The organism is Jiangella endophytica (assembly GCF_003427025.1).
Taxonomy (GTDB): domain Bacteria; phylum Actinomycetota; class Actinomycetes; order Jiangellales; family Jiangellaceae; genus Jiangella; species Jiangella endophytica.
Genome location: NZ_QVAI01000012.1, coordinates 125,048 through 148,075 on the forward strand (window position 1 = coordinate 125,048; position 23,028 = coordinate 148,075).

Annotated in this window: 23 protein-coding genes and 1 tRNA gene; 15 read left to right on the forward strand and 9 right to left on the reverse strand. The window is 73.7% G+C overall.

The window, feature by feature from the left end:
* Positions 1–15: 15 nt before the first annotated feature.
* Positions 16–1,512 (forward strand): alkaline phosphatase family protein, encoded by a 1,497-nt coding sequence (locus DZA62_RS22775; protein ID WP_116951235.1) that lies wholly within the window; start codon positions 16–18, stop codon positions 1,510–1,512.
* Positions 1,513–1,529: 17 nt separating this feature from the next.
* Positions 1,530–1,721: a hypothetical protein gene (locus DZA62_RS22780; protein WP_198664078.1), complete on the forward strand. Its 192-nt coding sequence runs from the start codon at positions 1,530–1,532 to the stop codon at positions 1,719–1,721.
* Positions 1,722–1,736: 15 nt separating this feature from the next.
* Here the strand turns inward: DZA62_RS22780 and DZA62_RS36460 are convergent, their stop codons facing one another.
* Positions 1,737–1,937 carry a hypothetical protein gene (locus DZA62_RS36460; RefSeq protein WP_116951236.1) on the reverse strand — a complete coding sequence of 67 codons (201 nt, stop codon included), beginning with the start codon at positions 1,935–1,937 and terminating at the stop codon, positions 1,737–1,739.
* Positions 1,938–2,074: 137 nt separating this feature from the next.
* On the opposite strand from DZA62_RS36460, the gene DZA62_RS36465 reads away from it, so the two are divergent.
* Complete coding sequence (locus tag DZA62_RS36465; RefSeq protein ID WP_198664079.1) at positions 2,075–2,299, forward strand: hypothetical protein; 225 nt, start codon at positions 2,075–2,077, stop codon at positions 2,297–2,299.
* Here the strand turns inward: DZA62_RS36465 and DZA62_RS22795 are convergent.
* The 3 genes from DZA62_RS22795 to DZA62_RS36470 all read right to left on the reverse strand — a co-directional run bounded on the left by DZA62_RS22795 (position 2,289) and on the right by DZA62_RS36470 (position 4,875).
* Entirely contained in the window at positions 2,289–3,599 is a 1,311-nt protein-coding gene (locus DZA62_RS22795) for an ABC1 kinase family protein (RefSeq protein WP_116951237.1), read from the reverse strand. The genes DZA62_RS36465 and DZA62_RS22795 overlap by 11 nt on opposite strands.
* Positions 3,596–4,642: a thiamine biosynthesis protein ThiF gene (locus tag DZA62_RS22800; RefSeq protein ID WP_157987841.1), complete on the reverse strand. Its 1,047-nt coding sequence runs from the start codon at positions 4,640–4,642 to the stop codon at positions 3,596–3,598. Before DZA62_RS22800 ends, DZA62_RS22795 begins: the two co-directional genes overlap by 4 nt.
* A gap of 74 nt (positions 4,643–4,716) precedes the next feature.
* On the reverse strand, positions 4,717–4,875 hold the full coding sequence (locus DZA62_RS36470; protein ID WP_092623275.1) for a DUF5679 domain-containing protein: 159 nt from the start codon (positions 4,873–4,875) through the stop codon (positions 4,717–4,719).
* A gap of 600 nt (positions 4,876–5,475) precedes the next feature.
* Between DZA62_RS36470 and DZA62_RS22805 the strand changes: the two genes are divergently transcribed.
* Positions 5,476–6,045: a M48 metallopeptidase family protein gene (locus DZA62_RS22805; RefSeq protein ID WP_198664080.1), complete on the forward strand. Its 570-nt coding sequence runs from the start codon at positions 5,476–5,478 to the stop codon at positions 6,043–6,045.
* 52 nt (positions 6,046–6,097) lie between these two features.
* Positions 6,098–6,631, forward strand: a complete 534-nt coding sequence (locus tag DZA62_RS22810; RefSeq protein ID WP_116951239.1) for a hypothetical protein — start codon at positions 6,098–6,100, stop codon at positions 6,629–6,631.
* 21 nt (positions 6,632–6,652) lie between these two features.
* On the opposite strand, the gene DZA62_RS22815 is transcribed toward DZA62_RS22810, so the two are convergent.
* Together DZA62_RS22815 and DZA62_RS22820 are read right to left on the reverse strand one after the other, a co-directional pair.
* Positions 6,653–7,207 (reverse strand): NUDIX hydrolase, encoded by a 555-nt coding sequence (locus tag DZA62_RS22815; protein WP_116951240.1) that lies wholly within the window; start codon positions 7,205–7,207, stop codon positions 6,653–6,655.
* Positions 7,207–8,556, reverse strand: coding sequence for a zinc-dependent metalloprotease (locus DZA62_RS22820; RefSeq protein WP_116951241.1), 1,350 nt, complete (start codon positions 8,554–8,556; stop codon positions 7,207–7,209). Before DZA62_RS22820 ends, DZA62_RS22815 begins: the two co-directional genes overlap by 1 nt.
* A gap of 75 nt (positions 8,557–8,631) precedes the next feature.
* Between DZA62_RS22820 and DZA62_RS22825 the strand changes: the two genes are divergently transcribed.
* The 5 genes from DZA62_RS22825 to DZA62_RS22845 all read left to right on the forward strand — a co-directional run bounded on the left by DZA62_RS22825 (position 8,632) and on the right by DZA62_RS22845 (position 13,183).
* The gene (locus tag DZA62_RS22825; protein WP_198664081.1) at positions 8,632–9,738 is read left to right on the forward strand and encodes an NAD-dependent epimerase/dehydratase family protein; all 1,107 of its coding nucleotides are present in this window, start codon (positions 8,632–8,634) and stop codon (positions 9,736–9,738) included.
* A 1-nt stretch (position 9,739) separates the two neighbouring features.
* Positions 9,740–10,162: a molybdenum cofactor biosynthesis protein MoaE gene (locus DZA62_RS22830; RefSeq protein ID WP_116951243.1), complete on the forward strand. Its 423-nt coding sequence runs from the start codon at positions 9,740–9,742 to the stop codon at positions 10,160–10,162.
* A gap of 68 nt (positions 10,163–10,230) precedes the next feature.
* Positions 10,231–10,740 (forward strand): SigE family RNA polymerase sigma factor, encoded by a 510-nt coding sequence (locus DZA62_RS22835; protein ID WP_408619402.1) that lies wholly within the window; start codon positions 10,231–10,233, stop codon positions 10,738–10,740.
* Positions 10,737–12,077 (forward strand): hypothetical protein, encoded by a 1,341-nt coding sequence (locus tag DZA62_RS22840; RefSeq protein WP_157987842.1) that lies wholly within the window; start codon positions 10,737–10,739, stop codon positions 12,075–12,077. Before DZA62_RS22835 ends, DZA62_RS22840 begins: the two co-directional genes overlap by 4 nt.
* A 53-nt stretch (positions 12,078–12,130) precedes the next feature.
* Positions 12,131–13,183: a YlbL family protein gene (locus DZA62_RS22845; RefSeq protein WP_116951245.1), complete on the forward strand. Its 1,053-nt coding sequence runs from the start codon at positions 12,131–12,133 to the stop codon at positions 13,181–13,183.
* A gap of 680 nt (positions 13,184–13,863) precedes the next feature.
* Here DZA62_RS22845 and DZA62_RS22850 read toward each other — a convergent pair.
* Entirely contained in the window at positions 13,864–14,391 is a 528-nt protein-coding gene (locus DZA62_RS22850; protein ID WP_116951246.1) for a PPA1309 family protein, read from the reverse strand.
* Between the two features lie 162 nt (positions 14,392–14,553).
* Here DZA62_RS22850 and DZA62_RS22855 point away from each other — a divergent pair, with 162 nt between their 5' ends.
* A complete protein-coding gene (locus DZA62_RS22855) occupies positions 14,554–17,520 on the forward strand; it encodes a UPF0182 family membrane protein (RefSeq protein ID WP_116951247.1) in 2,967 nt (988 codons plus the stop codon).
* A gap of 71 nt (positions 17,521–17,591) precedes the next feature.
* On the opposite strand, the gene DZA62_RS22860 is transcribed toward DZA62_RS22855, so the two are convergent.
* On the reverse strand, positions 17,592–18,086 hold the full coding sequence (locus tag DZA62_RS22860; RefSeq protein ID WP_116951248.1) for a GNAT family N-acetyltransferase: 495 nt from the start codon (positions 18,084–18,086) through the stop codon (positions 17,592–17,594).
* A 92-nt stretch (positions 18,087–18,178) separates the two neighbouring features.
* Here DZA62_RS22860 and DZA62_RS22865 point away from each other — a divergent pair.
* Positions 18,179–18,255: transfer RNA gene (locus DZA62_RS22865), tRNA-Met, on the forward strand.
* Positions 18,256–18,336: 81 nt separating this feature from the next.
* Here DZA62_RS22865 and DZA62_RS22870 read toward each other — a convergent pair.
* On the reverse strand, positions 18,337–18,924 hold the full coding sequence (locus tag DZA62_RS22870; RefSeq protein ID WP_116951249.1) for a DJ-1/PfpI family protein: 588 nt from the start codon (positions 18,922–18,924) through the stop codon (positions 18,337–18,339).
* A 70-nt stretch (positions 18,925–18,994) separates the two neighbouring features.
* Between DZA62_RS22870 and DZA62_RS22875 the strand changes: the two genes are divergently transcribed.
* The 3 genes from DZA62_RS22875 to DZA62_RS22885 are packed head-to-tail and all read left to right on the forward strand — an operon-like array spanning position 18,995 to position 22,898.
* On the forward strand, positions 18,995–20,017 hold the full coding sequence (locus tag DZA62_RS22875) for a GlxA family transcriptional regulator (RefSeq protein WP_116951250.1): 1,023 nt from the start codon (positions 18,995–18,997) through the stop codon (positions 20,015–20,017).
* The gene (locus tag DZA62_RS22880) at positions 20,005–20,355 is read left to right on the forward strand and encodes a hypothetical protein (protein ID WP_116951251.1); all 351 of its coding nucleotides are present in this window, start codon (positions 20,005–20,007) and stop codon (positions 20,353–20,355) included. Before DZA62_RS22875 ends, DZA62_RS22880 begins: the two co-directional genes overlap by 13 nt.
* A complete protein-coding gene (locus DZA62_RS22885) occupies positions 20,352–22,898 on the forward strand; it encodes a LuxR C-terminal-related transcriptional regulator (RefSeq protein ID WP_116951252.1) in 2,547 nt (848 codons plus the stop codon). Before DZA62_RS22880 ends, DZA62_RS22885 begins: the two co-directional genes overlap by 4 nt.
* The last annotated feature ends 130 nt before the right edge of the window (positions 22,899–23,028 follow it).

A 23,028-nucleotide genomic window follows, 5' to 3' on the forward strand; every position in this document is an offset into this window, starting at 1 on the left:
ACAGGCTGAGGCCTCGTGAGCGCCGGTCGTGAACGCGCCGTCCAAGCAGTTGCCGACACTCTGAGCGACCCCGCGCTGTCCGGGATCGTCGACCTCGTGGCCTGGCCCGAGAACGACGACGGACGGCGCGGGGTCGTCGTCATGAACGCCACCGGAGCCGCGCGGCTGCACCCGGGCGAGCCGGACGAGGTGCTGTCCGGCCGCAACCCGGTCGCGAACCAGGACCCGATGGCGTTCCTGCCGACGGCGGCCGAGGCGGCCGACCCGTCACCACCGAACGAGCGCAACGCCTACCCGTACGCGGCCGAGCGGCTGCTGTCGCTGTTCGCCGACCCCGAGCGCTCGCCCGACCTCGTCGTGCTGCACACGCCCCGGCACTACTTTCCGGAGCACGGCGGCCACCGCGGCGAGCACGGCAGCCTCGACGTCATCCAGTCGCGGGCTCCACTGCTGCTCAGCGGGCCAGGCGTGACGATCGACGGGCTGGTGGCCGAGCACGCCCGGCTCCGCGACGTCGGGCCGACGCTGGCCTGGCTGGCCGGCGTCGATCCGTCGCCGGTCCACGGGCGGTTGTCCGACGCCCACGGCGCGCCCCTCGACGGCGTCGTCCTCGACCGGTTCGTCGGCCGTGGCGCCCGCTGGGTGGTCGGCATCCTGTGGGACGGCGCGCACTGCGGCGACCTGCTCGAGCAGACCGCGGCGGGCCGGCTGCCGAACGTCGCCCGGCTGCTGGAGCGTGGCGGGGCGCTGACCGGCGGCGCCGTCGCGGAGTTCCCCAGCCTGACGCTGACGAACCACACGTCGATCCTCACCGGCGCCGCGGTCGGGCGGCACGGTGTGCTCAGCAACCTGTTCCTCGACCGCTCCACCGGCGAGCGCATCGACGCCAACGACGCCACCACCTGGCACCGCTGGCCCGAGTGGGCCCGCCCCGACGTCCCGACGATCTTCGAGCAGGTCGCGTGGGCCCGGCCCGATGCCGTCACCGCGTGCGTGAATGAGCCGGCCGACCGCGGCGCCACGCACTCGACGATGCAGCTGATCCGGCAGAGCGGCATGAACGACGGCTCGGCCGCGCTGGCGCACCTGATGCCCGACGCCGCCGCGTCGCCGTACCTCGGCAACCGCGCGCACCTGGCCGACGACTACTACACCTGGGCCACCCGTGCCGACGACGTCGGGCTCATGCAGGTGCTGGGGCTGTGGGAGTCCGCGGCGTCGGCGCCCGCGCTGACGTGGTGGGCCAGCGCCGTCACGGACGCCGGGCACCACGCGGGCGGCCCGCGCTCGCCGATCGCCCGCGACTCCTTCGCCGACTCCGACCGCCGCCTCGGCGCGTTCCTCGACCGCCTCGACGCGCTCGGCGTCACCGACGACGTCGTCGTGCTGCTCACCGCCGATCACGGCTTCGAGGGCGCCGACCCCGCGCGCACAGGTGGTTGGGACCAGTCATTGCGATCGACCGGCGTCGCGCTCGACGATGTCGGGCCGGGGTTCGTGTACCTCGGCTGAATGGGTGGGTGGATCCGATGACGACGACCATGGGGGAGAGCCGCGTGTCCGAAGCGGTGACGTGTGCACGCTGTGGAACGACCGCGGACGAGCTGCCGCTGACCTGGGTCAGCAGCGTCGAGCGGGGCCGCACCCTCTACTACTGCGACCGATGTGCCCGCGACAACCTGCGCTCCATCGAAGCCCGGCTCGACGACGTCTGGTGGTGACGCCACCGCCGCGGCTCAGTGGGCGGAGTGGCCGCTCAGCTCTGCGCACAGGGCCCAGACGGCACGCTGGTTCACGGGGTCGAGCGTGGTCACGGGCCAGGCGGCCGGGCGCGCCCGGCCGCTGAAATAGGTGGCCGTGACGCCGTGCAGCCGCGGGTTCGAGGCGAGCTCGATGCTGGATCTCGCGGCCCGGACGGAGCTGGCCGAGGTGGCCATGGGCCTGCTCGAGCGGCAGGGGTTCGACGAGACCACCGTCGACGACCTCCGCCCGGCCTGCCGACGAGGACCCGTGGACGTCGCTGCACGTCGTCCTGCGGGCCTGGCAGGACCAGATCCACGCGACCGAGCGGTCGTTGGCCGGCCTGCGCCTCATCGAGGCGCACTGGCGGCGGGTCAGCGAGGCGCTGCGCCGTCCCGGCGTCGATCTCGACCCGTTCGCGGCCGACCTGCTCACCAGCGCCGCCACCGCCGTCCTCGACGCCGTGACGAGCGAGTGGTCCCGCTCGGGCGGCGACACCGACCGCGCGGCGCTGCTGGACCGCGGCTTCGCGGTGGTGCGGCCGGGAGTCAGCCGCTGAAGCCGGGCAGCCAGCGCTCCAGCTCGGTGCGGAACGGGGCCTCGCAGTCCAGCTGCGAGAGCACGCCGATGCCGCCGATCCAGACCCGGTGGATGAGCAGGTACGACGGCGGCAGGTTCAGCTTGAGCCCGATGGAGTAGCCGGGCCGGCGGGGGTCGTTGATGCGGGCGAACTGCTCGCGCATCCACGGCCGGTTGAAGTGGAACCACTCGACCCGGGCCGGTTCGAGGAACGGCGCGAGGTAGTCGTAGAGGTCCTCGGGGTCGAGGTCGATGTGCGACTTGACGAAGCCCTCCTCGCGCAGGCCGTCGAGCATCTCGTCGGCCTCGCCGGCCAGCGCGCGGCGCATGAGCTGGCCGATGGACGGCGGCAGACCCTCGGGCAGCCGGGCGACGGCGCCGTAGTCGAGCACGCCGAGCCGGCCGTCGGCCGTGACGCGGTAGTTGCCCGGATGCGGGTCGGCGTGCAGCAGACCGGCCCGGGCCGGTCCGGAGAACAGGAACCGGACGTAGAGCAGCCCGGCGTGGTCGCGCTCTTCCTTGGTGCCGTCGGCGATGACCTTCGACAGCGGCACGCCGTCGAGCCACTCGGACACCAGCACGTGCTCGGCGCCCTCGACCAGCCGGGGGACGGCGAACTCGGGGTCGTCGGCGTAGGCGAGCGCGAAGCCGTCCTGCGCGTCGGCCTCCATGCGGTAGTCGAGCTCCTCGACCATGCGGTCGTGCAGCTCCTCGACCAGCGCCTTCGCGTCCATGCCGGGCACCAGCGCGCCGATGGAGCGGCCCAGCCGGGCGACCTGGCGCAGGTCGGAGCGCAGCGCGTCGCCGGCACCCGGGTACTGGATCTTGACCGCGACCGTGCGGCCGTCGTGCCAGACCGCCTTGTGCACCTGGCCGATGGAGGCCGACGCGGCGGGTGTGTCGTCGAAGGACCGGAACCGGTCGCGCCAGTCGGCTCCGAGGTCGGCGGCGAGCACACCGTGCACGGTGGCGGCCTTCATCGGCGGCGCGGACTCCTGCAGCTTCGTGAGCGTGGCGCGGTAGGGCGCGGCCAGCTCCTCGGGGATGCCGGCCTCGAGCACGGACAGGGTCTGCCCGAACTTCATCGCCCCGCCCTTGAGCTCGCCGAGGACCTTGAAGACATGCTCGGCGGTGCGCTGCTGCACGTCGGCGCTGACCGACTCGGCCGACGCGCCGCTCAGCCGCTTGCCCAGGCCCAGAGTCGCCCGCCCGGCCAGGCCCAGCGGCAGCGACGCGAGCTTGAAGGCGCGGTTCACAGCGTTGCGTGGCAGATCGCTCACATCTCCCATTGTGCCGCCTCGTCGTCGTGAGCCGCCCAACCGCATCCACAGCGCGGATGACGTGTCCAACTGCGCCGCCGCGGCAACCCGGACGGCAGCGTCACCTCCATGGTGCCGTCGACCGTGGCCGGAGTGAAGCCGTCCAGGTGAGCCAGCACCTGCGTGGCGGCCAGCCCTGCGACGACGGCGGACAGCGCGGTGTCGCAGGCCGGCTCCGGTGGCGGCCGGCGCAATGCTTGGTCGAGCACCAGTGGCCAGTGCGGGTCGCGGCCGGTGCGGTGGAGGTCCTGACAGCGCAGGCACGACGACCGGCCCGGTAGCACCAGCGGCCCGACCACGCCGGTGACCTCGACGACCTGCGCGAACAGATGCGGAATGCCCTGCCTGACCAGCTCGGCGGCTTCTTCGCGCCCGGTGCCGCCGGTCGGCGCGAGGACGGCCAGGCCCGGCCCGGACGGCCGGCGGCCCGCGGTGGCGACGTGACCGGCGTCGGCCTGGAGGAGCGGGCCGAGCGAGCGCCGCCGGGGTGCGCCGACGGCGTCGGGCGGGTGGCCGCCGGGGCTGACGTCGGCGGGCCGGACAGGGCCGGCGTCGAGCACCGCGACCGTGCCGACGCCGGCCGCGGCCAGCAGCCGGGCGATCTGCGCGCCCACCCGCCCGGCGCCGTGCACATCGACCCGCGACCCGGCGCGGGTGGCCAGGGCGGCGTCGCCGCCGTCGGGAGCGCGAGTGAGCAGCGCCGCGCTGGAGCGGTCGGGCTGCCGCCGCGGGTGGGCCGGGCCGAGGCGGTCGCCGTCGACGACGGCGCCGGCCGAAAGCAGCAGGTCGGTGAGGCAGTCGGCGGCGGACCGGTCGAGGCCGACCTCGGCGGCCAGCTCGCGCAGCGCCGCCAGGTCGGCCGCGCCGGTCATGGCCTCGACGACGGCTCGCTCGGGCCGGCTCAGCCCACCGACCACCAGCCCCAGCCCTGGCGTGGCGCCCACCTGAAGGGTGGACTCGTCACGCCAGGAGCGGCTCAGAGCGGGATGAAGGATGGGACGCACAGCGGCATACTGCCGCGTTCGGCGCCGCCGTGCGTTCCACTATCCACAGGCCCGCGGGAACGGGCGGATCGGCGTCAGACGCGGCCGAGGATGCGGTTCAGGTTGGTGGAGCAGACCGGGCAGGTGGCCTTCGCCATGCGGGTGCCCTTGTCGTTGACGACGATGTCGCCGGTGGCCTCTCGCTTTTCCTTGCACTTCACGCAGTAGAACTCCCCCGTGTACGTCTCAGCCATTCGTGGCCTTCCTTTCCTCGTTGCAGGATGTGGAAGCAGCAGGTCAGCCGCGTCCCCCGTGTGGTTGAGCCGACACATTACGCCAGCCGGCGGATCCTTCGAGGCAGAAATGACGAGCGATATGCGCTCGGCGGGATCTCAGTTCCGCTGACGGTCGCGCGCCTTCCCCGGACGCGCGGAGATGTCATCGTTTTCCGAGATCCCGCCGAGCGGGGGTCGGGCGGCTCGTGCGGAGTGTGGTGTGCAAGGGATTCGAGCCGCCGGACATGTCAGTGAACGTACGGCGATCCCCGGGTGGCGGCAACGGGAACGGCGGGGGACCGTCCCAAGGCTGTGGATAACTCTGTGGACGACTTGTGCAGGACTGCCGGGGTACTTGTGGACCACCGGTGCGCAGCATGTTGACAACCCGGTGGCTACGCATCGTCAGTGGCGCTGACCTGTGCAAACGCAATCCACCACATGTGTACGAAGAAAGTAGGGCCCGTGGCGCGCTCAGGAAGCCGATCGAGGCGGGCATTAGTCTCGTAGACCGCATTCTCGACCAGTTATCCACATTGCATCCACGCAATCCCCGGCTGATGGGTCTACGGTGCAACCATGGAGGCACCGGACGTCGAGATACGGCGCTCGCTGCGCCGCCGGCGCACCGTCACGGCGTTCCGCGAGAACGGCCGCATCGTGGTGTGCCTCCCGTCGCGTCTCAGCAAGGCCGAGGAGCGCCGCTGGGTGCAGGTCATGCTCGACCGCCTGGCGGCACAGGAGAAACGCCGCCGGCCCAGCGACGAAGGGCTGCTGGCGCGGGCCGGTGGGCTGTCGCGCAAGTACCTCGGCGGCCGGGCGACACCCACCAGCGTGCGGTGGAGCTCCACCCAGCGAGCCCGATGGGGCTCGTGCACTCCCAGCGACGGCTCGATCCGGCTGTCCAGCCGGCTGCAGGGACTGCCCACCTGGGTCATCGACTACGTGCTGGTACACGAACTGGCGCACCTGCTGGTCAACGACCACGGCCCGGAGTTCTGGGCGCTGGTCGGCACGTACCCGCGAGCCGAGCGGGCGCGCGGTTTCCTCGACGGCTACAGCCACGCGGCCGGCGCGGCCCCCTCCGGCGACGCCGACGAGACCGGCGACGGCGACGAGGACGACGTCGCCGAGGTGGCCGCGACCTGACTCCGCGCCCGATTCGGGTGGATTCGTGGCGGATCCTGGGTACCGTCCGGCAGTGACCTTGACGCAGGCGTTCGTGGGCATCCCGGCCGGCACCATCACCTGGGACGGGTTGCTGACCGGTGCGCTCGCCGTTCCGGGCGCGTTCCTCGCCGCGCTGCTGGCGTTCTGGCTGCAGTCGCGCCACACCGCACGGCAGGGGCTGGTCGAGGCCGTCGAGTCGCTGCGCGAGCTGGTCATGAGAGTGGCGTCGACGCCGGCCCCGGCCGACGGCCCTTGGGTGCCGGGTGGCGCGCGCCGGCTCACGGAGGCCGAGGCGCGGCTGTTCGTCGACCTCGGCGAGCGGATCGCCCGGGTGCGCTCGCGGTGCGGCCGTCGCGACCGCGCACTGGCCGCGGGCCTGCGCGACGCGCACGTGAGCGTCATCTCGGCCGTCGTCGCCGGCGAGACCGCCGAGGCGGCCGCCGTCTGGCGGTTCCTCGACGCCTGGCTGGACTCCCGCGGCGGTGTGCGGCGCGGCCGGATCACCGTCGAGGCGCTGCGGCCCAGCCGCCGGACGGCGGAGGAGCGGGTGCCGGCCCGGTCGTGACCGGGACACACCCGCTCGGGGTCAGAGCGCGGCGCGGGCGGCCGCGATCAACTCCACCACACCGCCGCCGAGCGGCGCCGGCAGGTCGTCGTAGCCGAACCAGCCGAGGTCGTGCGACTCGTCGCTGACCGCGGCGACCGCACCGGACGGCGCCAGCGCGAGGTACTGCACGTCGAGGTGCCACTCGGCGACGCCAGGCCGGCACGGCGCCGGATGGCGGTCGAGCTTGATCGGCCGCCCGCCCGCGGCGAGCGTCAGCCCGTCGATCCCGCTCTCCTCGGTGGCCTCGCGCAGCGCCGTGGCCGCGAGCGAGTCGTCGCCGTCCTCGCAGTGACCGCCCGCCTGCAGCCAGAGGTTCGCCCGGCCGTGCAGGAGCAGCAGCACCCGCTCGGCGGCGGGGTCGACGATCAGCGCGCTGCCGGTGAGATGCGCCGGGACGCAGTCGCGACGCATCGCCCGCGGGTGGGCGCTCAGCAGATCGAGGTAGTCGTGCCGCAACCGGTCCTGCTCCGGCGACGGCGCGGCCCACCCCGTCAGCACGGCGACGGCGTCGGCGTGCAGCGGGTCGGCCGGCATCAGGACGGGCTGCCGCCGTTCTCGTCCTCCGGCGGCGCCGGGGTGTCGTCGAGCCCTGACATGTCCCACTGGTCGACGACGAGGAACGCCGCGGGGTCGGCGAGGTCGTCGGCCGACGGCATGAGGTCGGGGTGCGCCCACACGGCGTCGCGGCCGTCGGCCCCGCGCGCTTCGCGGACCGCGGCCCAGAACCCGGCCGCCTCACGCAGCTTGCGCGGGCGCAGCTGCAGCCCGACCAGCGTGGCGAAGGTCTGCTCGGCCGGCCCGCCGGACGCGCGGCGGCGGCGGACGGTCTCGCGCAGCGCCGCCGCGGACGGCAGGCGGTCGGTCGTGGCCTGCGTGACGACGTCGTCGACCCAGCCCTCGACCAGCGCCAGCGCCAGCTCGAGGCGGTCGAGCGCGGCCTGCTGCTCCGGCGTGGTGGGCACGTCGAACAGCCCGCCCTCGAGCGCCTCCTGCAGCGCCTCGGGCCGCTGGGGGTCGATCTCGCGCATCTTCTCCTCGATGGCGCTGGTGTCGACGGAGACGTTGCGGGCGTACTCCTCGACCAGCGCGACGATGTGTGCGCGCAGCCACGGCGCGTGGCCGTACAGCCGGACGTACGCGGCCTCGCGCAGCGCGAGGTAGAGCGTGACGTCGCGTGCCTCGACGCCGAGGCCCTCGCCGAAGGCGCGGACGTTGGCCGGCAGCAGCGCCGGGTGACCGGCGGCCAGCGGCACGCCGATGTCGGCCGAGCCGACCACCTCGCCGGCCAGCTTGCCGATGCTCTGGCCCACCTGGGCGCCCCACATGGAGACGCCGACCTGCTGCATCATGCCGACCAGCGGGCCGGCGGCCTGCGCGACCTCGGGCGGCAGCGACTTGCTCATGGCCTCGGAGACTCGCGCGGCGAGCGGCTCGACGAGGTCCTTCCACGCGGCCTGGGTGCCCTCGACCCACTCGGCCCGGCTCCAGGTGCGCGGCGAGCCGCCGGTGGACGGGAACGAGGTGGCGTCGTCGAGCCAGGTGTCGGCCAGCCGGAACGCGTCGTCGACCTCGCGGCGGTCGGTGCCGCTGACCGAGCGGTCGCCGGCGGCCGCGACGACCTCGCGAGCCGCCTGGTTGGCGAGGTCCCAGTTCACCGGCCCGCCGGACCAGGAGAACATCTGGCCCAGCTGCTGGAAGAGCGCGCCGAGGTCGGGGTTGCCCCCGGGGCCGCCCGGACCGCCGGCGCCGAACATGCCGAACAGCCCGCCGAACGGGTCGCCGGGACCGGACCCACCTGGGCCGCCGGAGCCGGAACCGGGCTTCTCGGGCCGGTTCTCGTCCGGGTCGTCCTCGGAACGGAAACCGAAGGGGACATCATTCATGGCAGCGCCTCGGGCAGGATGGGAAGCGTTCGGGAGCGCCTCATGCGTTCCACGGTAGTCGTTGAAGGGGAATTCGTGGGCAGACAGTCGGGCCGGGTTCGCGCTGGGCGCAACGTCGGCAACGGCCTGGTGATCGCGGTCACCGGCGCCGCCTCCGGCGTCGGTCGTCTGCTGGCCGCACGGCTGGCCGCCAGCGACGACGTCGCCCAGGTGGTGGGCCTCGACGACTCCCGGGGCGACGTCGACGGCGTCACGTGGCGCGTGATGGATCTCACCGATCCCGCCATCGTCACCCGGCTGGCCGGCGTCGACGCCGTCGTCCATGCGGCCGTCGACACCGGCATCACCGACGACACCGCCGTCCGCTCGCACCGCAACGTGCGCGGCACCCAGACCATCCTCACGGCGTCCGCCGCGGCCGGCGTCAGGCACGTCGCGGTCCTCACCAGCGCGATGGTCTACGGAGCCCAGGCCGAGAACCCGGTCCCGCTCGACGAGGACGCCCCGCTGCGCGCGGAGCCCGACGGCTCGGTCATCAGCGACCTCCTGGAGATCGAGGACCTCAGCGCGCGGGCGCCGCGGTCGCACCCGGGCATGTCGGTGACGGTCGTCCGCCCGGCCGCGGTGGTCGGCCCGGGCGTCGACACCGTGCTGACCCGGCACTTCGAGGCGCCGCGACTGCTGGTCGTGCGCGGCAGCGAGCCGGCCTGGCAGTTCTGCCACGTCGACGACCTCGCGTCCGCGCTGGAGTACGTGGTCCTGCACGACGTCGCCGGACCGGTCGCGGTGGGCAGCGAGGGGCATCTCGACCAGGCGACCGTCGAGGAGCTGTCCGGGCGCAGCCGCATCGAGCTGCCCGCGTCGTTCGCGTTCGGCACGGCGCAGCGGCTGCACCGGCTCGGCGTCACACCGGCGCCGGCCAGCGAGCTGCACTACGTCACGCGGCCCTGGGTCGTCGCCGCCGAGCGGCTGCGCAAGGCCGGCTGGCATCCCGCGTACGACAACGCCGGCGCGCTGGCGTCCCTGATGGACGAGGTCGGCGGCCGGCACGCGCTGGCGTCGCGGCGCATCGGCAAGCGCGACGCCGCCACGGCGGCCACCATCGGCGCCGCCGGCGCCACCGTCGCGATCCTCGGGACGGCGGTCGTCGTCCGCAAGGCGCGTCGCCGGAAGAGGACCTGAGATGGATGTCATCCGCCTGCTCGACGTACGGCCCGACCCGCTCTCGGTCGACGAGGTGCTCGCCGCGGTGTCCGACCGCGGCGCCGGCGGCACGGTCGTGTTCGTGGGGACCGTCCGCGAGGCCGACGGCGGGCGCGGCGTCACCAGCCTCGGCTACGAGGCACACCCGACGGTGTCCGAGGTGCTGCGGACGGTCGCCGAGAAGGTCGCCGCCGACCACCCGCTGCGCGCACTGGCCGCCGTCCACCGCGTCGGTCAGCTCGACATCGGCGACGTCGCCGTCGTGGTCGCGGCCGCCGCCGACCACCGTCAGGAGGCGTTCGCCGCCTGCCGCCAGCTGATCGACGACCTCAAGCGCGAGGTCCCGATCTGGAAGCACCAGCGCTTCGACGACGGCAGCGAGGAGTGGGTCGGCTCTCCCTGACGCCGGGTGAAACGTCCCGGCCTCCCCATAGCGTCTCTCAGGTTGAGGACGACGAACGGAGGCGGGCATTGGCCGGCGACGCGGAAGGCTTCATGGACTTCGCCTCGGCGTGCGGAGGACGGCTGTTCCGCACGGCCTGGCTGCTGACCGGCGACTGGCACCTGGCCGAGGACCTCGTGCAGGAGACCCTCGGCAAGGTGTACCGCGCCTGGACGAAGCGCAGCCGGCCCGACGACCCGGCCGCCTACGCCCGCACGACGCTGGTGCGCACGTTCATCACCCACCGACGTCGGCGCGGGTCGGGCGAGCGGCCCACGGACTCGGTGCCGGAGCTGCCGGGCCGCGAGCCGGACGTCGCGCTGCGGGTCACGCTCCTCGACGCGCTGGCCCAACTGGACGCGAAGGACCGGGCGGTCCTGGTGCTGCGCTACTGGGAGGACCGCACCGTCGAGGAGACCGCCGCCGCGCTGGGCCTGTCGGCCGGCGCGGTGCGCTCGCGCTGCTTCCGTGCGCTCCACCGGCTGCGTGCCGTCCTCGGAACCGACGCTGACGACCCGACCAGGAGTGGAGTGGCATGATGACGATCGAAGAGGACCTCGAGCTGGCGCTGCGGGCCGAGGCGGGCCGGGTCGACCCGCCGGTCGCCGACCTCGTCAGCGGCGGCGTCGAGCGCGGGCGTGAGCTGCGGCGGCGGCAGCGGGCCCGGCTCGCGGTCGGCGCCTCGGCGGTGGTCGTCGCGGGCACCGTCGGCGCCCTCGTCGCCGTCCCCTTCGTCGGCGGCGACGACCCGGTCACGGCCGGCAGCGACGACCCGGTCACCGCCGAGGCGCCGGTCGCCGACGACGACGTCAGCGGTGTCGCCGCACCGGGGCAGGGCGAGCTGGACCCCGACGCCGTCCTCGACGCCGTCGTCGCACTGCTGCCGCCCGGCGAGATCACCGACGCCGAGAGCGGCACACCCGAGCCGGGGTCGGCCTGGTATCAGTTCAGCTACGACGACGGCGACGGCGCCAGTTGGATGATGGGCTCGGCCGCCGTCGTCGCGAACCCGGAGACCCCGGTGTGCCCAGTGATCGTCAACGGTGGGTCGTGCGAGGTGCGCACGCTCGACGACGGCACGGTGCTCATGCTCACGGCCGGGCCGTACTACCCGCAGCCCGACCGCGAACCCGACCGGCTGCACTGGAGCGCTCACGCCGTGGCGCCGGGCGGCCTCATGGTCGCCCTCGGCGAGATGAACACGCCCACCGAGAAGGAATCCGAGCCCACCCGCGACGAGCCGCCGCTGTCGCTGAACCAGCTCGCCGCCGTCGTCACCGACGACGTCTGGGCCGAGCTCACCGCGGGGCTGCCGGCCGAGTCGGCCGAGCAGCGCGCGGCGGAGGACGCCGCGGAGGAGGCCGCCGCCGCGGCGCTTGCCGGGGTGGAGGCCTCCGCCGCGGCGCACGCGCTGGCCGAGTCGCTCGGTCCGGATTGGGTGCCGACGCCGGACGGGTTCGCCGAGCCCGGCCCGAGTGTGCTGGAAGGGTTGCCCTCCGGCTACACGGCAGGACCGGCGATCGTCGACGACCTCAGCTTCGGGCTGGGCCTGGCGGAGCTCTGCGTGGCCGGCGAGGAGAAGGGCGCCGTCAACGAGGGCTGCGTCGCCGGCACTGCGCCGGGCGGCGAGCCGGTGCACGTCCAGTGGGGAGGCACGGTGCCGGACGGCCCCTACGCCCAGGGGTCGATCGAGGACAGGGTCGGAGTCATCGTCGCCGACGACGCGGGAATGCTGCTGCGCGCGAGCATCTGGGTCGCCGAGCCCGCCGAGGCCTCGACCCCGCAACGTCGGGCCGAGGCGCGCGCCTGGCTGCAGGAGCGGGTCGACGACCTCGCCCGCGCGGTGACCGCCGCTGCCGCCGGAGAGCGGCGCTGACCACGTACGCTTAGGGTGTCCGTTCCCGTTCACCGTGAGGACCGCCCACACCGATGACCCGCCGATCCGCGACGCTGGCCGTCGCCGGTGCCCTGATCGTCGCGCTCGTCGCGGTCGCGTCCATGCTCAACCTGCCCTACGTCGTCTACTCGCCCGGGCCGGTCGAGGACACGCTGGGGGAGTGGAACGGCCAGCAGGTCATCCAGATCGACGGCGCCGACACGTTCCCGACCGACGGCGTGCTGGACCTCACGACGGTCGGGGTGACGTCCGCCGACGCCGACCTCGACCTGCTGACGGCGCTGCGGGCGTGGCTCGACCCCGACCGCGCCGTCGTCCCGCGTGAGCTGGTCTATCCCGAGGGCACGACGGCCGAGCAGTCACGGCAGCAGAACGCCGCGATGCTCGCCAACTCGCAGCAGAACGCCGAGGTCGCCGCGTTGCGCAAGCTGGGCTACGACGTGCCCGAGAAGGTGGTCGTCGACGCCGTCGTGGCCGACGCGCCGGCCGACGGCATCCTCGAGCCGGGCGACATCGTGGTCTCGGTCGACGGCACCGCGGTCGCCACGCCCGAGGACGTCGTCGACGCCGTCACCGCCCACGAGCCGGGCGAGACCGTCACGTTCGTCGTCGACCGCGACGGCCAGCAGCTCACCGAGGACATCCAGACCATCGCCGCCGAGGACGACGGCCGGGCGCTCGTCGGGTTCAGCCCGACGCTCGGGTTCGACCTTCCGGTCGACATCACCATCGGCATCGACGAGCGCATCGGCGGCCCCAGCGCCGGCATGATCTTCGCCGTCGCCATCTACGACTCCCTGACGCCGGGCGCGCTCCTCGACGGCACGCACATCGCCGGCACCGGCGAGATCAGTCCCGACGGCGAGGTCGGCGCCATCGGCGGCATCCAGCAGAAGATCGCCGCCGCCAACCACGACGGCGCGGAGTTGTTCCTCGCCCCCGCCAGCAACTGCGACGAGGCGGTCGGCGGCAACAACGGCGACATGCGGGTCGTCCCGATCGAGACCCTCGACGACGCCGTCAGCTCCATCGAGGCGTTCGTCGCCGGCGACACCGGCGACCTCGCCACCTGCCCCGCCTCCTGACGCGGTTCGCCGATTCGGCCCTGGCTCGGGGCTACACGGCGGGCCGTCCACGCTTGCGGGCGCACGTCGTCAGCCGTGTGCGCGTGCCTTGAGCGGACCAGCGGGCGCCACGCGGCCGTTATGGCCGTTCGATCCGCGTACTTCGCTAGGCGTCCTCACGCTTCACCAGGCACGCATGCCTGGTGAAGCGGTGGGACGCCTGGGGAGGCCACGGGATCGTCGATGATCTTCACGGTCGGCGAACGAACTCACGACCACGCCGTGAATGCACCGAGTGGACCGGGCAGACGCGAGTAAGCGGGAGCCACGGGACTCGCCGGGCTCACGCGGAGTGGGCCGGGCCGACGCGCGTACGCCGTTCGGACCGGCGGTGGGGCAGTGGTGTCAGCGCCCGCCCATAGGGTGGGCAGCCCACCCAGCCGGGAGGGGACCGTACCCCGGGCGGCGGGTGCGTCCCCGGCGCAGAGCGGTGGGCCGGCGGTGTCGGCGCCCGCCCGTAGGGTGGGCAGCCCACCCAGCCGGGAGGGGACCGCACCCCGAGCGGCACGTGCCGTACCACGCAGGGCGGCGGACCGTACCCATGCAGGTGCCGCACCCCGAACAGCAGGTCGCGCCCCGAACAGCAGGTCCCGCATCGCGCGGGGCGGCGGACCATGCCCCCAGCGGCCGGAACCGCCGGCTCAGTCGAACGTCTCGGCCAGCGCGTTGCCGAGCTCGGGCGACAACTCCGCGCCGCGGACCAGCTCGTCGTCGGCCTCGTGGCCGCGGATGCGCAGCACCGAGGCGCGGCTGCCGTCGCGCAGGACGCCGACCACGACGCGGACGTCGGAGCGGTCCGGGTGCTGCTGGGCCCACTGTGCGGCGTTGCCGTCGTCGTCGGGCATCTGCTCCTCGGCGCCGGGCGGCAGCACGATGCGCTCGAGCACCAGCGCGCAGCCGGTGACGGTGTCGGGCCAGGTGATCTCGACGAGGAGGTCCTCGATGGGCCGCCCGGCGACGTCCTGTTCGATCGGGGTGAGGGAGTCGGCGGGCGCCTCGGGGTCGATGCCGATGTTCGCGGCCAGCGCGGGCTCGCGCGACAGCAGGTCGGCGGTCGGGGCCAGGGCGTAGAGCCGGGCCGGCTGGTCCCACCCGTCGCCGCGGACGTGCGCTTCGATCTCCGCGATCGCGCGCGCCAGGGCGGTCGGCTGCTCGTCCGTCGTGCTCATGACCGCATCGTCGCACGGGCGGCGACGGCTCGCGACACCGGTCACGGCCCGACGACGAAGAGGTCACGGTTCGCCCCGGATGCGTCCGCCGACAGCGATGTTCCTACCGCGGTTCGGAACCGCAGGGGCCGGTGAGATAGTTTTCCAGGGGTGAGCCAGGACATGCCCCGACCCGCCGGACCGTTCCGCGGCGCGCCCCAAAGACGGTCACGCGCGCTACTGCCCACGCTGATCGTGCTCGGCGTGCTCATCGCCGCGTACGTGCTCATCGTGTCCTTCTGGACCGACAGGCTGTGGTACCAGTCAGTCGACTTCACCCAGGTGTTCACGACGCAGCTGATCACGCGAATCGCGTTGTTCCTGGTCTTCGGCCTGCTCATGGCCGCGTCGGTGGTCGTCAACGGCTTGGTCGCCTACCGGGTCCGGCCGCGGTACCGGCCGATGAGCGTCGAGCAGCAGAGCCTCGACCGCTACCGCGACGCCATCGACCCGGTCCGCACCTGGGTGCTGACGGCGGCGGCGATCCTGCTCGCGATCATGGCCGGCGCCAGCGCGGCCGGGCAGTGGCAGACGTTCCTGCTGTGGCGCAACGGTGGCGAGTTCGGCCAGACCGACGCCCAGTTCGGCGTCGACCTCGGCTTCTTCGCGTTCGACTACCCGTGGTGGCGCTACGTCGTCAGCTACGGGTTCGCGGTGGTGGTGCTGGGCCTCGTGGTCGCCGCCATCACCCACTACGTCTACGGCGGCATCCGGCTGCAGACCGCCGGGCAGAAGGTCAGCCCGGCCACGACGGCCCACCTGTCCGTCCTGATCGGGCTGTTCGTCCTGCTCAAGGCCGTGGCCTACTGGCTCGACCGGTACGCGCTGGTCATGCAGGACAACGACCGCTTCACGGGCGCGTCGTACACCGACGTCAACGCGGTGCTGCCGGCCAAGACGATCCTGATCTTCGTCGCGACCATCTGCGCGATCCTGTTCTTCGTCAACGTGTGGCAGCGCAACTGGACGCTACCGGGCATCGGGCTGGGCCTGCTGGTGCTGTCGGCGGTCCTGCTCGGCGGGCTGTGGCCGTTCCTCGTCCAGCAGTTCCAGGTGCGCCCGAGCGAGGCGAGCCGCGAGCAGCCGTACATCCAGCGCAACATCGAGGCCACCCGCGACGCCTACGGCATCCAGGACGTCCAGACCGACGAGTACCGCGCCACCACGGATGTCGCGCCCGGCCAGCTCGCCGCGGACTCCGCGACCATCCCCGGCATCCGGCTGATGGACCCGAGCGTCATCCCGCCGGCCTTCCAGCAGCTGCAGCAGGTCCGTGGCTTCTACACGTTCAGCGACCCGCTCGACGTCGACCGCTACACGGTCGAGGGCACCGACGGCGTCGTGGCCGAGCAGGACATGGTCGTCGCCGTCCGCGAGGTCGACTCCGACGGCATTCCGGCCGAGCAGCGCAACTGGATCAACGAGCACACCGTCTACACCCACGGGTTCGGCGTCGTCGCGGCGTACGGCAACACCCGAGAGTCCGACGGGTCGCCCAACTTCGCCGAGGAGGACATCCCCACGCAGGGCGTCCTCGGCGAGTACGAGCCGCGCGTCTACTTCGGTGAGAACTCGCCCAGCTACTCCATCGTCGGTGCTCCCGAGGGCACCGACCCGGTCGAGTACGACATCCCCGAAGACCCCGACACCGGCAGCGAGCGCCGCAACACCTACGACGGCGACGGCGGCGTACCGATCGGCTCGTTCTGGCACCGGCTGCTCTACGCCACCCGGTTCCAGGAGGCCAACTTCCTGCTGTCCGACCGCCTCAACTCCGAGTCGCGGCTGCTCTACGACCGCAACCCGCGCCAGCGGGTCGAGAAGGTCGCGCCCTGGCTGACGGTCGACGCCAACCCGTTCCCCGCGGTGGTCGACGGCCGCGTGGTCTGGATCCTCGACGGCTACACGACGCTCAACTCGCTGCCCTACAGCCAGCGGGTGTCGCTGAGCGAGGCCACCAGCGACTCGCGCACCGCCCGCCCGGCGCTGGCCGCGCAGCCCGACGACTTCATCAACTACGTCCGCAACTCGGTGAAGGCGACGGTCGACGCCTACGACGGCACCGTCACCCTGTACGCCTGGGAGGACGACGACCCGGTCCTGCAGGCGTGGATGAACGCGTTCCCCGACAGCGTGAAGCCGCGCTCGGAGATCCCGGCGCCGCTCATGGACCACCTGCGCTACCCCGAAGACCTGTTCAAGCTGCAGCGCAACATGCTCGAGCAGTACCACGTCACCGACGCCTCGACGTTCTACGGCGGCCAGGACCGCTGGGTGGTGCCGGCCGACCCGTCCTCGAACGTCGACGTCAAGCAGCCGCCGTACTACCAGTCCATCCAGCTGCCCGACGCCGACGCGCCGATGTACTCGCTCACCACGACGTACACGCCGCGTGGCCGGCCGAACCTGGCCGCGTTCATGGCGGTCAACGCCGACGCCCGCAGCGAGGAGTACGGGCAGCTGCAGATCCTGCGACTACCCAGCAACACGCAGATCGACGGTCCCGGTCAGGTCGCCAACGACTTCGAGTCCAACGCCGACGTCGCTCAACAGCTGACGCTGCTGCGGTCCGGCGACGCCGAGACCCAGCTGGGCAACCTGCTGACGCTGCCGGTGGGCGGCGGCCTGCTGTACGTGCAGCCGGTCTACGTCGCGCGGGCCACCGGCGAGGCGGCCTACCCGCTGCTGCGCCGCGTCCTGGTGCAGTTCGGCGACAACATCGGCTTCGACGACACCCTGCAGGGCGCACTCGACCAGATCTTCCAGGGCGAGTCCGGTGCCGAGACCGAGGAGGACGGCGAGATCGTCGAGACGCCGCCTCCGGGTGGTGAGGAGACCCCGCCGACGGAGGAGACGCCGCCGTCGACGGAGACGCCGACCACGCCGCCCGAGCAGCCGGCCGACCTCACCGCCGCGCTCGAGGCCATCCGGGTCGCCTGGCAGGAGGCCCGCGACGCGCAGGCCGCCGGCAACTGGGCGGAGTACGGCGCGGCGCTCGAGCGGCTCGACCAGGCGATCGACGCCGCCGAGGCGATCACCGGTGGCGAAGGCGCCGGCGGCGCCACCAGCGGGGCCACGCCCGGCCAGTAACGGCAGACACACGCGGAGCCGTCACCCTTCTCGGGGTGGCGGCTCCGTCGCGTTTGCGGCCCAGGCGCTCGTCAGACGGCGCGCTGGTAGGCGAGCAGCAGGAAGCCGGGCAGCGGCTCGTGGTCGCGTTCCGGGATCCGGACGAAGCCGAACCGCTCGTACAGCCGGTGCGCGGTGCGCATGCGCGGCAGCGACGACAGCACCAGGGTCTCGTCGCCGTGCTCGCGGGCGAGGTCGAGGCAGGCCTGCACGAGGGCCGCGCCCACGCCGCGGCCGCGCGCCGCAGGGTCGACCGCGAGCATGCGGAACTCCGACTCACCCTGCCGGGCCACCTCGACGTACGGGCTCGGCGGACGGCAGAACGTCACCGCGCCCAGCACCGTGCCGTCGGCGTCGGCGGCCACCAGCAGCGTCGCCTGCTCCGAGCGGTGCTCGATGTCGGACAGCTCGTCGGCGTACTCCTCGTCGCCGTCGAGGAACCCGTCGGCGTCGTACGCCGCCACCGTGATGGCCGCGACGGCGGCGTGATCGTCGGGGCGGGCGGGGCGTACATCGAAGTCCGTCATAGGGCACATTCTGGCGGCGTGCACCGACACCGGACCCGGCCGCCGGCGCGATTTGGCGCACCGGAACTGATCGCGTAGACTCATCTCAGCGACGCGGGGTGGAGCAGCTCGGTAGCTCGCTGGGCTCATAACCCAGAGGCCGCAGGTTCAAATCCTGCCCCCGCTACCAGATGAAGGCCCGGACCACATGGTCCGGGCCTTCTGCATGTCGGGTGGTGCGCCGTCGGGGACGACAGCCGGGCGGGCGCGGTCAGCGGCGCCAGACGGTGCCGCGGCGATCATGGCCGATGCGGCCCTCGATCTCGACCGCCACGTGGGGTGCGCCCAGCCGTTCGGCGACCAGGTACAGCCCCAGATCGAGCCCGGCCAGCCAGCCGCTGCCCGACGTCACGAGGTCGCCGTCGTCGACGATGCGGGCGTCGACCACGTCGGCCCACTTCGACAGGTACTCCATGTCAGGGCGGAAGGTCGTCGCCGGACGGCCGTTCAGCAGGCCGGCCGCGCCGAAGATCAGCGCCCCCGAGTCGATCCCGCCCAGCAGCAGTCGCTCGCCGGCCTGCTCCTTGTACGCCCGGACCTGCCCGGGCAGTTCGCTGGCCTCGATGACGTCGAGGTCCCACCCGCCGGCGACGAGCAGCGCGCCGGCGCTGGCCGGGTCCCAGCCGCGCAGCCCGGCGAACCCGGTGCCGTAGCAGCCGGTCACCTCCGTCCGGCCGTCGACGGTGACCAACGCGGGAGCCACGTCCACGCCCATCACCCGGGCGCGCGCCAGCACGTCGAACGTCAGCAGTGCGTCCATCTCGGCGATGCCGTCGTACATCAACACGTCGATCCGCATCCGGTCAGTCTTCGCGGCGCCGCCCAGGCGCCGCCATGGCGCGAATGCCAATCTTCGATAGATTCACGCCATGCACAGTGTGGTCGTGCTCGCGTTGCCGGGCGTGGTGGCGCTCGAGCTGGCCATCCCCTTCCAGGTGTTCGCGACGGCGCGGGCGGCCGGCCACCGCACCCCGCGGCTGACCGCGGACGGCCGGCTGTACGACGTCCGCATCGGGGCGCCGCAGCCGTCCCTGGGCGCGACGGCGTCGGGCGGCGCCGCGTTCGCCCTCACCGGGCTGGAACCGCTCGACGTCGTCGACGGCGCCGACACCGTGATCGTGCCGGCGTCGGAGTCGGCCGCGCCGCCGCCCGTGCGGGTGCTCACGGCCCTGCGGGCGGCGCACGCCCGGGGCGCCCGCATCGCCTCGATCTGCACCGGCGCCTACGTGCTCGCGGCGGCCGGCCTGCTGGACGGCCGGCGCGCGACGACGCACTGGGCACACGCCGACGAGCTGGCGGCGCGCCACCCGGCCGTGCGGGTCGACCCGAGCGTGTTGTTCGTCGACGACGGCGACCTCCTCACCGCGGCAGGCGTCGCGGCCGGGCTGGATCTGTGCCTGCACCTCGTTCGCCGCGACCACGGCGCCGCCGCGGCCGCCTACGTCGCCCGGCGCACCGTGATGCCGCCGCACCGCGAGGGCGGCCAGGCGCAGTACCTCCCGGCCGCCGATCCGGCCGACGACGGCGGCCGGCTCGCGCCGACACTGACCTGGATGCGGGCCGGCCTCGCCGACGACCTCCAGCTCGCCGACATCGCGCGGCACGCGGCCATGAGCACCCGCACCCTGGTCCGGCGGTTCCGTGAGGAGTGCGGCACGACGCCACTGCAGTGGCTGATCCGCCAGCGGGTCGAGCACGCCCGCGAGCTGCTGGAGACGACCACGCTCCCGGTCGAGGAGGTCGCCAGGCGCGCCGGCTTCCGCACGTCGGCCTCGCTGCGCCAGCACTTCGCCCGCCGGCTCGGCACCAGCCCGCTGCGCTACCGGCAGACGTTCCACTGGGCACCGACTCAGGTCCCGGGGCGGAATAGCATCGGCGCGTGGACGACCTGACCCTCATCCAGAGTGTGTTCGACCTCGGACCCCAGGTGCGCTACGTGGCCGTCGGCCATGGCCAGGACGTGACCATCCGCGAGCGCGGCGGTCTCGCCGACGCCTCGTCCGGCGAGTCCGACCGGTACGAGGAGTTGTTGGTCAACCCCACTCTGCTGACGCTGGCTCGGCAGCGGGGCGAGATCGACTGCGGCGGCCTGCGCTATCTGGTCGTCCGTTACGGGAACTTCCATCAGGTGGTCGTTCCGCTGGCCGGCGGCGGGCACGTGTCCGTCGCGGTCGAGCCCGACGCCGACCCGGTGGCGACGGCGGAGCGGGTCCTGGCGTTGCCGGCATGAGCGGTCCCACCACGGTCGGCGTGCCGCGGGTGTCGCGCGACCACCTGAGCCGGCCGCGGCTGCTGACCACGCTCGGCGACGGCGAGCTGCCGCTGCGGGTGGTCCGGGCGCCGGCCGGGTACGGGAAGACGGCGCTGCTCGCGGAGTGGGCGCACGGCCGCCCGGCCGGCTCGGCGACCGTCTGGATCACGGTCGACGACGAGTGCGCGACGAGGCGGGGCTTCTGGTCGCGGGCGGTAGCGCTGCTGGGCATGGTGCACCCCGGGCTGGCCGGGGTGGAGGTCGGCCCCGACACCGTCGGGCACCTGCCGACGCTGCTGCCGCCGCTCCTCGACGCCGCGGACCGGCCGCTCACGCTCGTCGTCGATGCCGCCGAGCGGCTCGCCGACCCGCAGGTCGAGAGCGACCTGCTGCGGCTGGTCCGGCACACCACGCGGCTGGAGCTGGCGGTCGGCACCCGGCGCGCCGGCGAGCTCACCGACCCGGCGACGGCGCTGAGCGTCGACGCCGTCACCGTCGGCCCGCGCATGCTGGCGTTCACCGCCGATGAGTCCGCCCGGCTCGCCGCCGAGCTGGACAGCTCGCTGACGACCGAACAGGTGGACGCGCTGCACGAGACGAGCGCGGGCTGGCCCCTGGCGGTGCGCGCCGGGGCACGGCTGCGGCGCGAGTACCCGTGGCCGGCCGCCGACGAGAACGACACGCTCTCCCAGCTGCAGCGGATGCTCGTCGGCGACCTGGAGGAGCTGCCCGGGTTCGACGACCTCGTGCAGCTGTCCGTGGTCGACGGCGTCAGCGTGCGGCAGGCGGAGCTGCTCGGGGTCGACCTCGACGGTCACCCGATCCTGGCCGCCGTCGAGGTGCGCGGGCTGGGCGGCTGGGAGGACGGCCTCGGCGAGCCGCGGTTCCGGCTGCAGCCGCTGGTGCGCGACGCCTTGCGCCGCCGCGTCGACGACGATCGCCTGCGGGCCGCGCACCGGCGGCTGGTCGACTGGTACGAGGACCGTGGCGAGCGGGCCGCCGCGTTCGAGTCCGCCGTCATCGCGCAGGAATGGCAGCGCGCCCGCACCCACCTCGGGCAGGCGTTCCGCGAGGTCGCCGGCGGGCTGGACCGGCAGTGGGTCCGCAACGCCCACGTGCCCAAGCCGGTCCTGAGGGCGCAGCCGCTGCTGGCGCTGTTCGTCGGCGTGGGCCACTACGCGGTCGGCGACGTCGCGAAGGCGGTCCGGCTGCTCACCGCCGGCGTCGCGACGGCGGAGTGGCAACGGCTGTCGGGGCACGGGCGGGTCAGCGTCGACCACGTCTGGATCCAGGGCATGCTCACGCTCGGCCTGCGCTTCGCCGGCCGCGACGAGTTGGTGCAGCCGGCGCTGCGGCGGCTGCACGCCATGCTGCCGCGCGCCGCCGACCCGACCGGCGAGCTCGAGTACCTGCATCCGCTCATCGCCACGCAGACCGCCTCGACGTACCTGCTGCTGGACCGCCTCGACGACGCGGTCCGCGCGTTGGCCGAGCGGCCGTCCGGACCGGCCCGCGGGAGCGGCGCGCTGCACCCGGAGTCGCTGACGGTGCTCGCGCACGCCGCGGCCGGGCGCGTCACGCAGGCGCGGGCGGCGCTGGCCGAGCTGGTCGACTCCCGGCTGCCGCGGTTCTTCAACGCCGGCTTCTACGCGATCCCCAAGCACGTCGGCGCGGCCAACGTGCACCTGGAGGACCACCGGCCGGACGCCGCAGACGCCGAGCTCACCCAGGTGCTGCCGCACTGGCCGACGATGGAGTGGTGGCCGCTGGTACTGCACGCCCGGACGGTGCAGCGCTGGCACGCCGCAGGGCCGGCCGAGGCTCTTCGGCTGCTGGAGAGCGGCCTGGCGGAGAAGAGCCGCAAACCGCTCGGCGCGGCGATGCGGGCCATGCTCACCGCACTGCGGGCCGAACTGCTGCTGGCCGCCGGACGCCCGGCCGACGCCCGCCGGCTGGTGCCGTCACGGCGCATCCGGCCGTACCCGCGGCTGGCCGTCGCCAAGGCGCGCGGCCTCCTGCTCGACGGCGACCACGCCCGCGCGCTGGCGCTCGCCGCGGCGCCGGAACACGAGCACCGCGGCACGCCGCGCGACCGGCTGCACTTCGAGCTGATCGCCGCCTCGGCGCGGCTGCGTTCCGGCGACCCCGCCGCCGCCGCGCGCGCCTTCGCCGACGCCGTCGCGCTGTCCGCCGACATCGGACTGCGCAGCCCGTTCGCCGCCATGCCACGCTCGGACCTGCGCACCCTGGCGGCGGCTGTCCCGGGCGGCGCCGAGCTGCTCGCCGACGTCGAGCGGTTCCCGGTGCTGTTCCCGGAGCCCGACGCGCTGGTGTCGCTGACCCGGCGTGAGTCCGCGGTCCTGGCCGAGCTGGCCACACCCGACACGCTGCCGGTCATCGCCGACCGCCTCGGCGTGGCAGCGGGCACGGTGAAGAGCCAGTGCCGCGCCGTCTACCGCAAGCTCGGGGTGTCCGGCCGCGACGAGGCCGTGGCCGAGGCCCGCCGCCGCGGCCTGCTCTGACCGTCGCGCGAGGGGGTAAGAACCGGGGGGATATCCGCGAGACCGCATCCGGCCGCACCCGCGCTCTCTGCTGCTCTGGAACCCGCACGACGGGAGCGGGGAACGCGAGGGACGGGTGGAACGACGCACG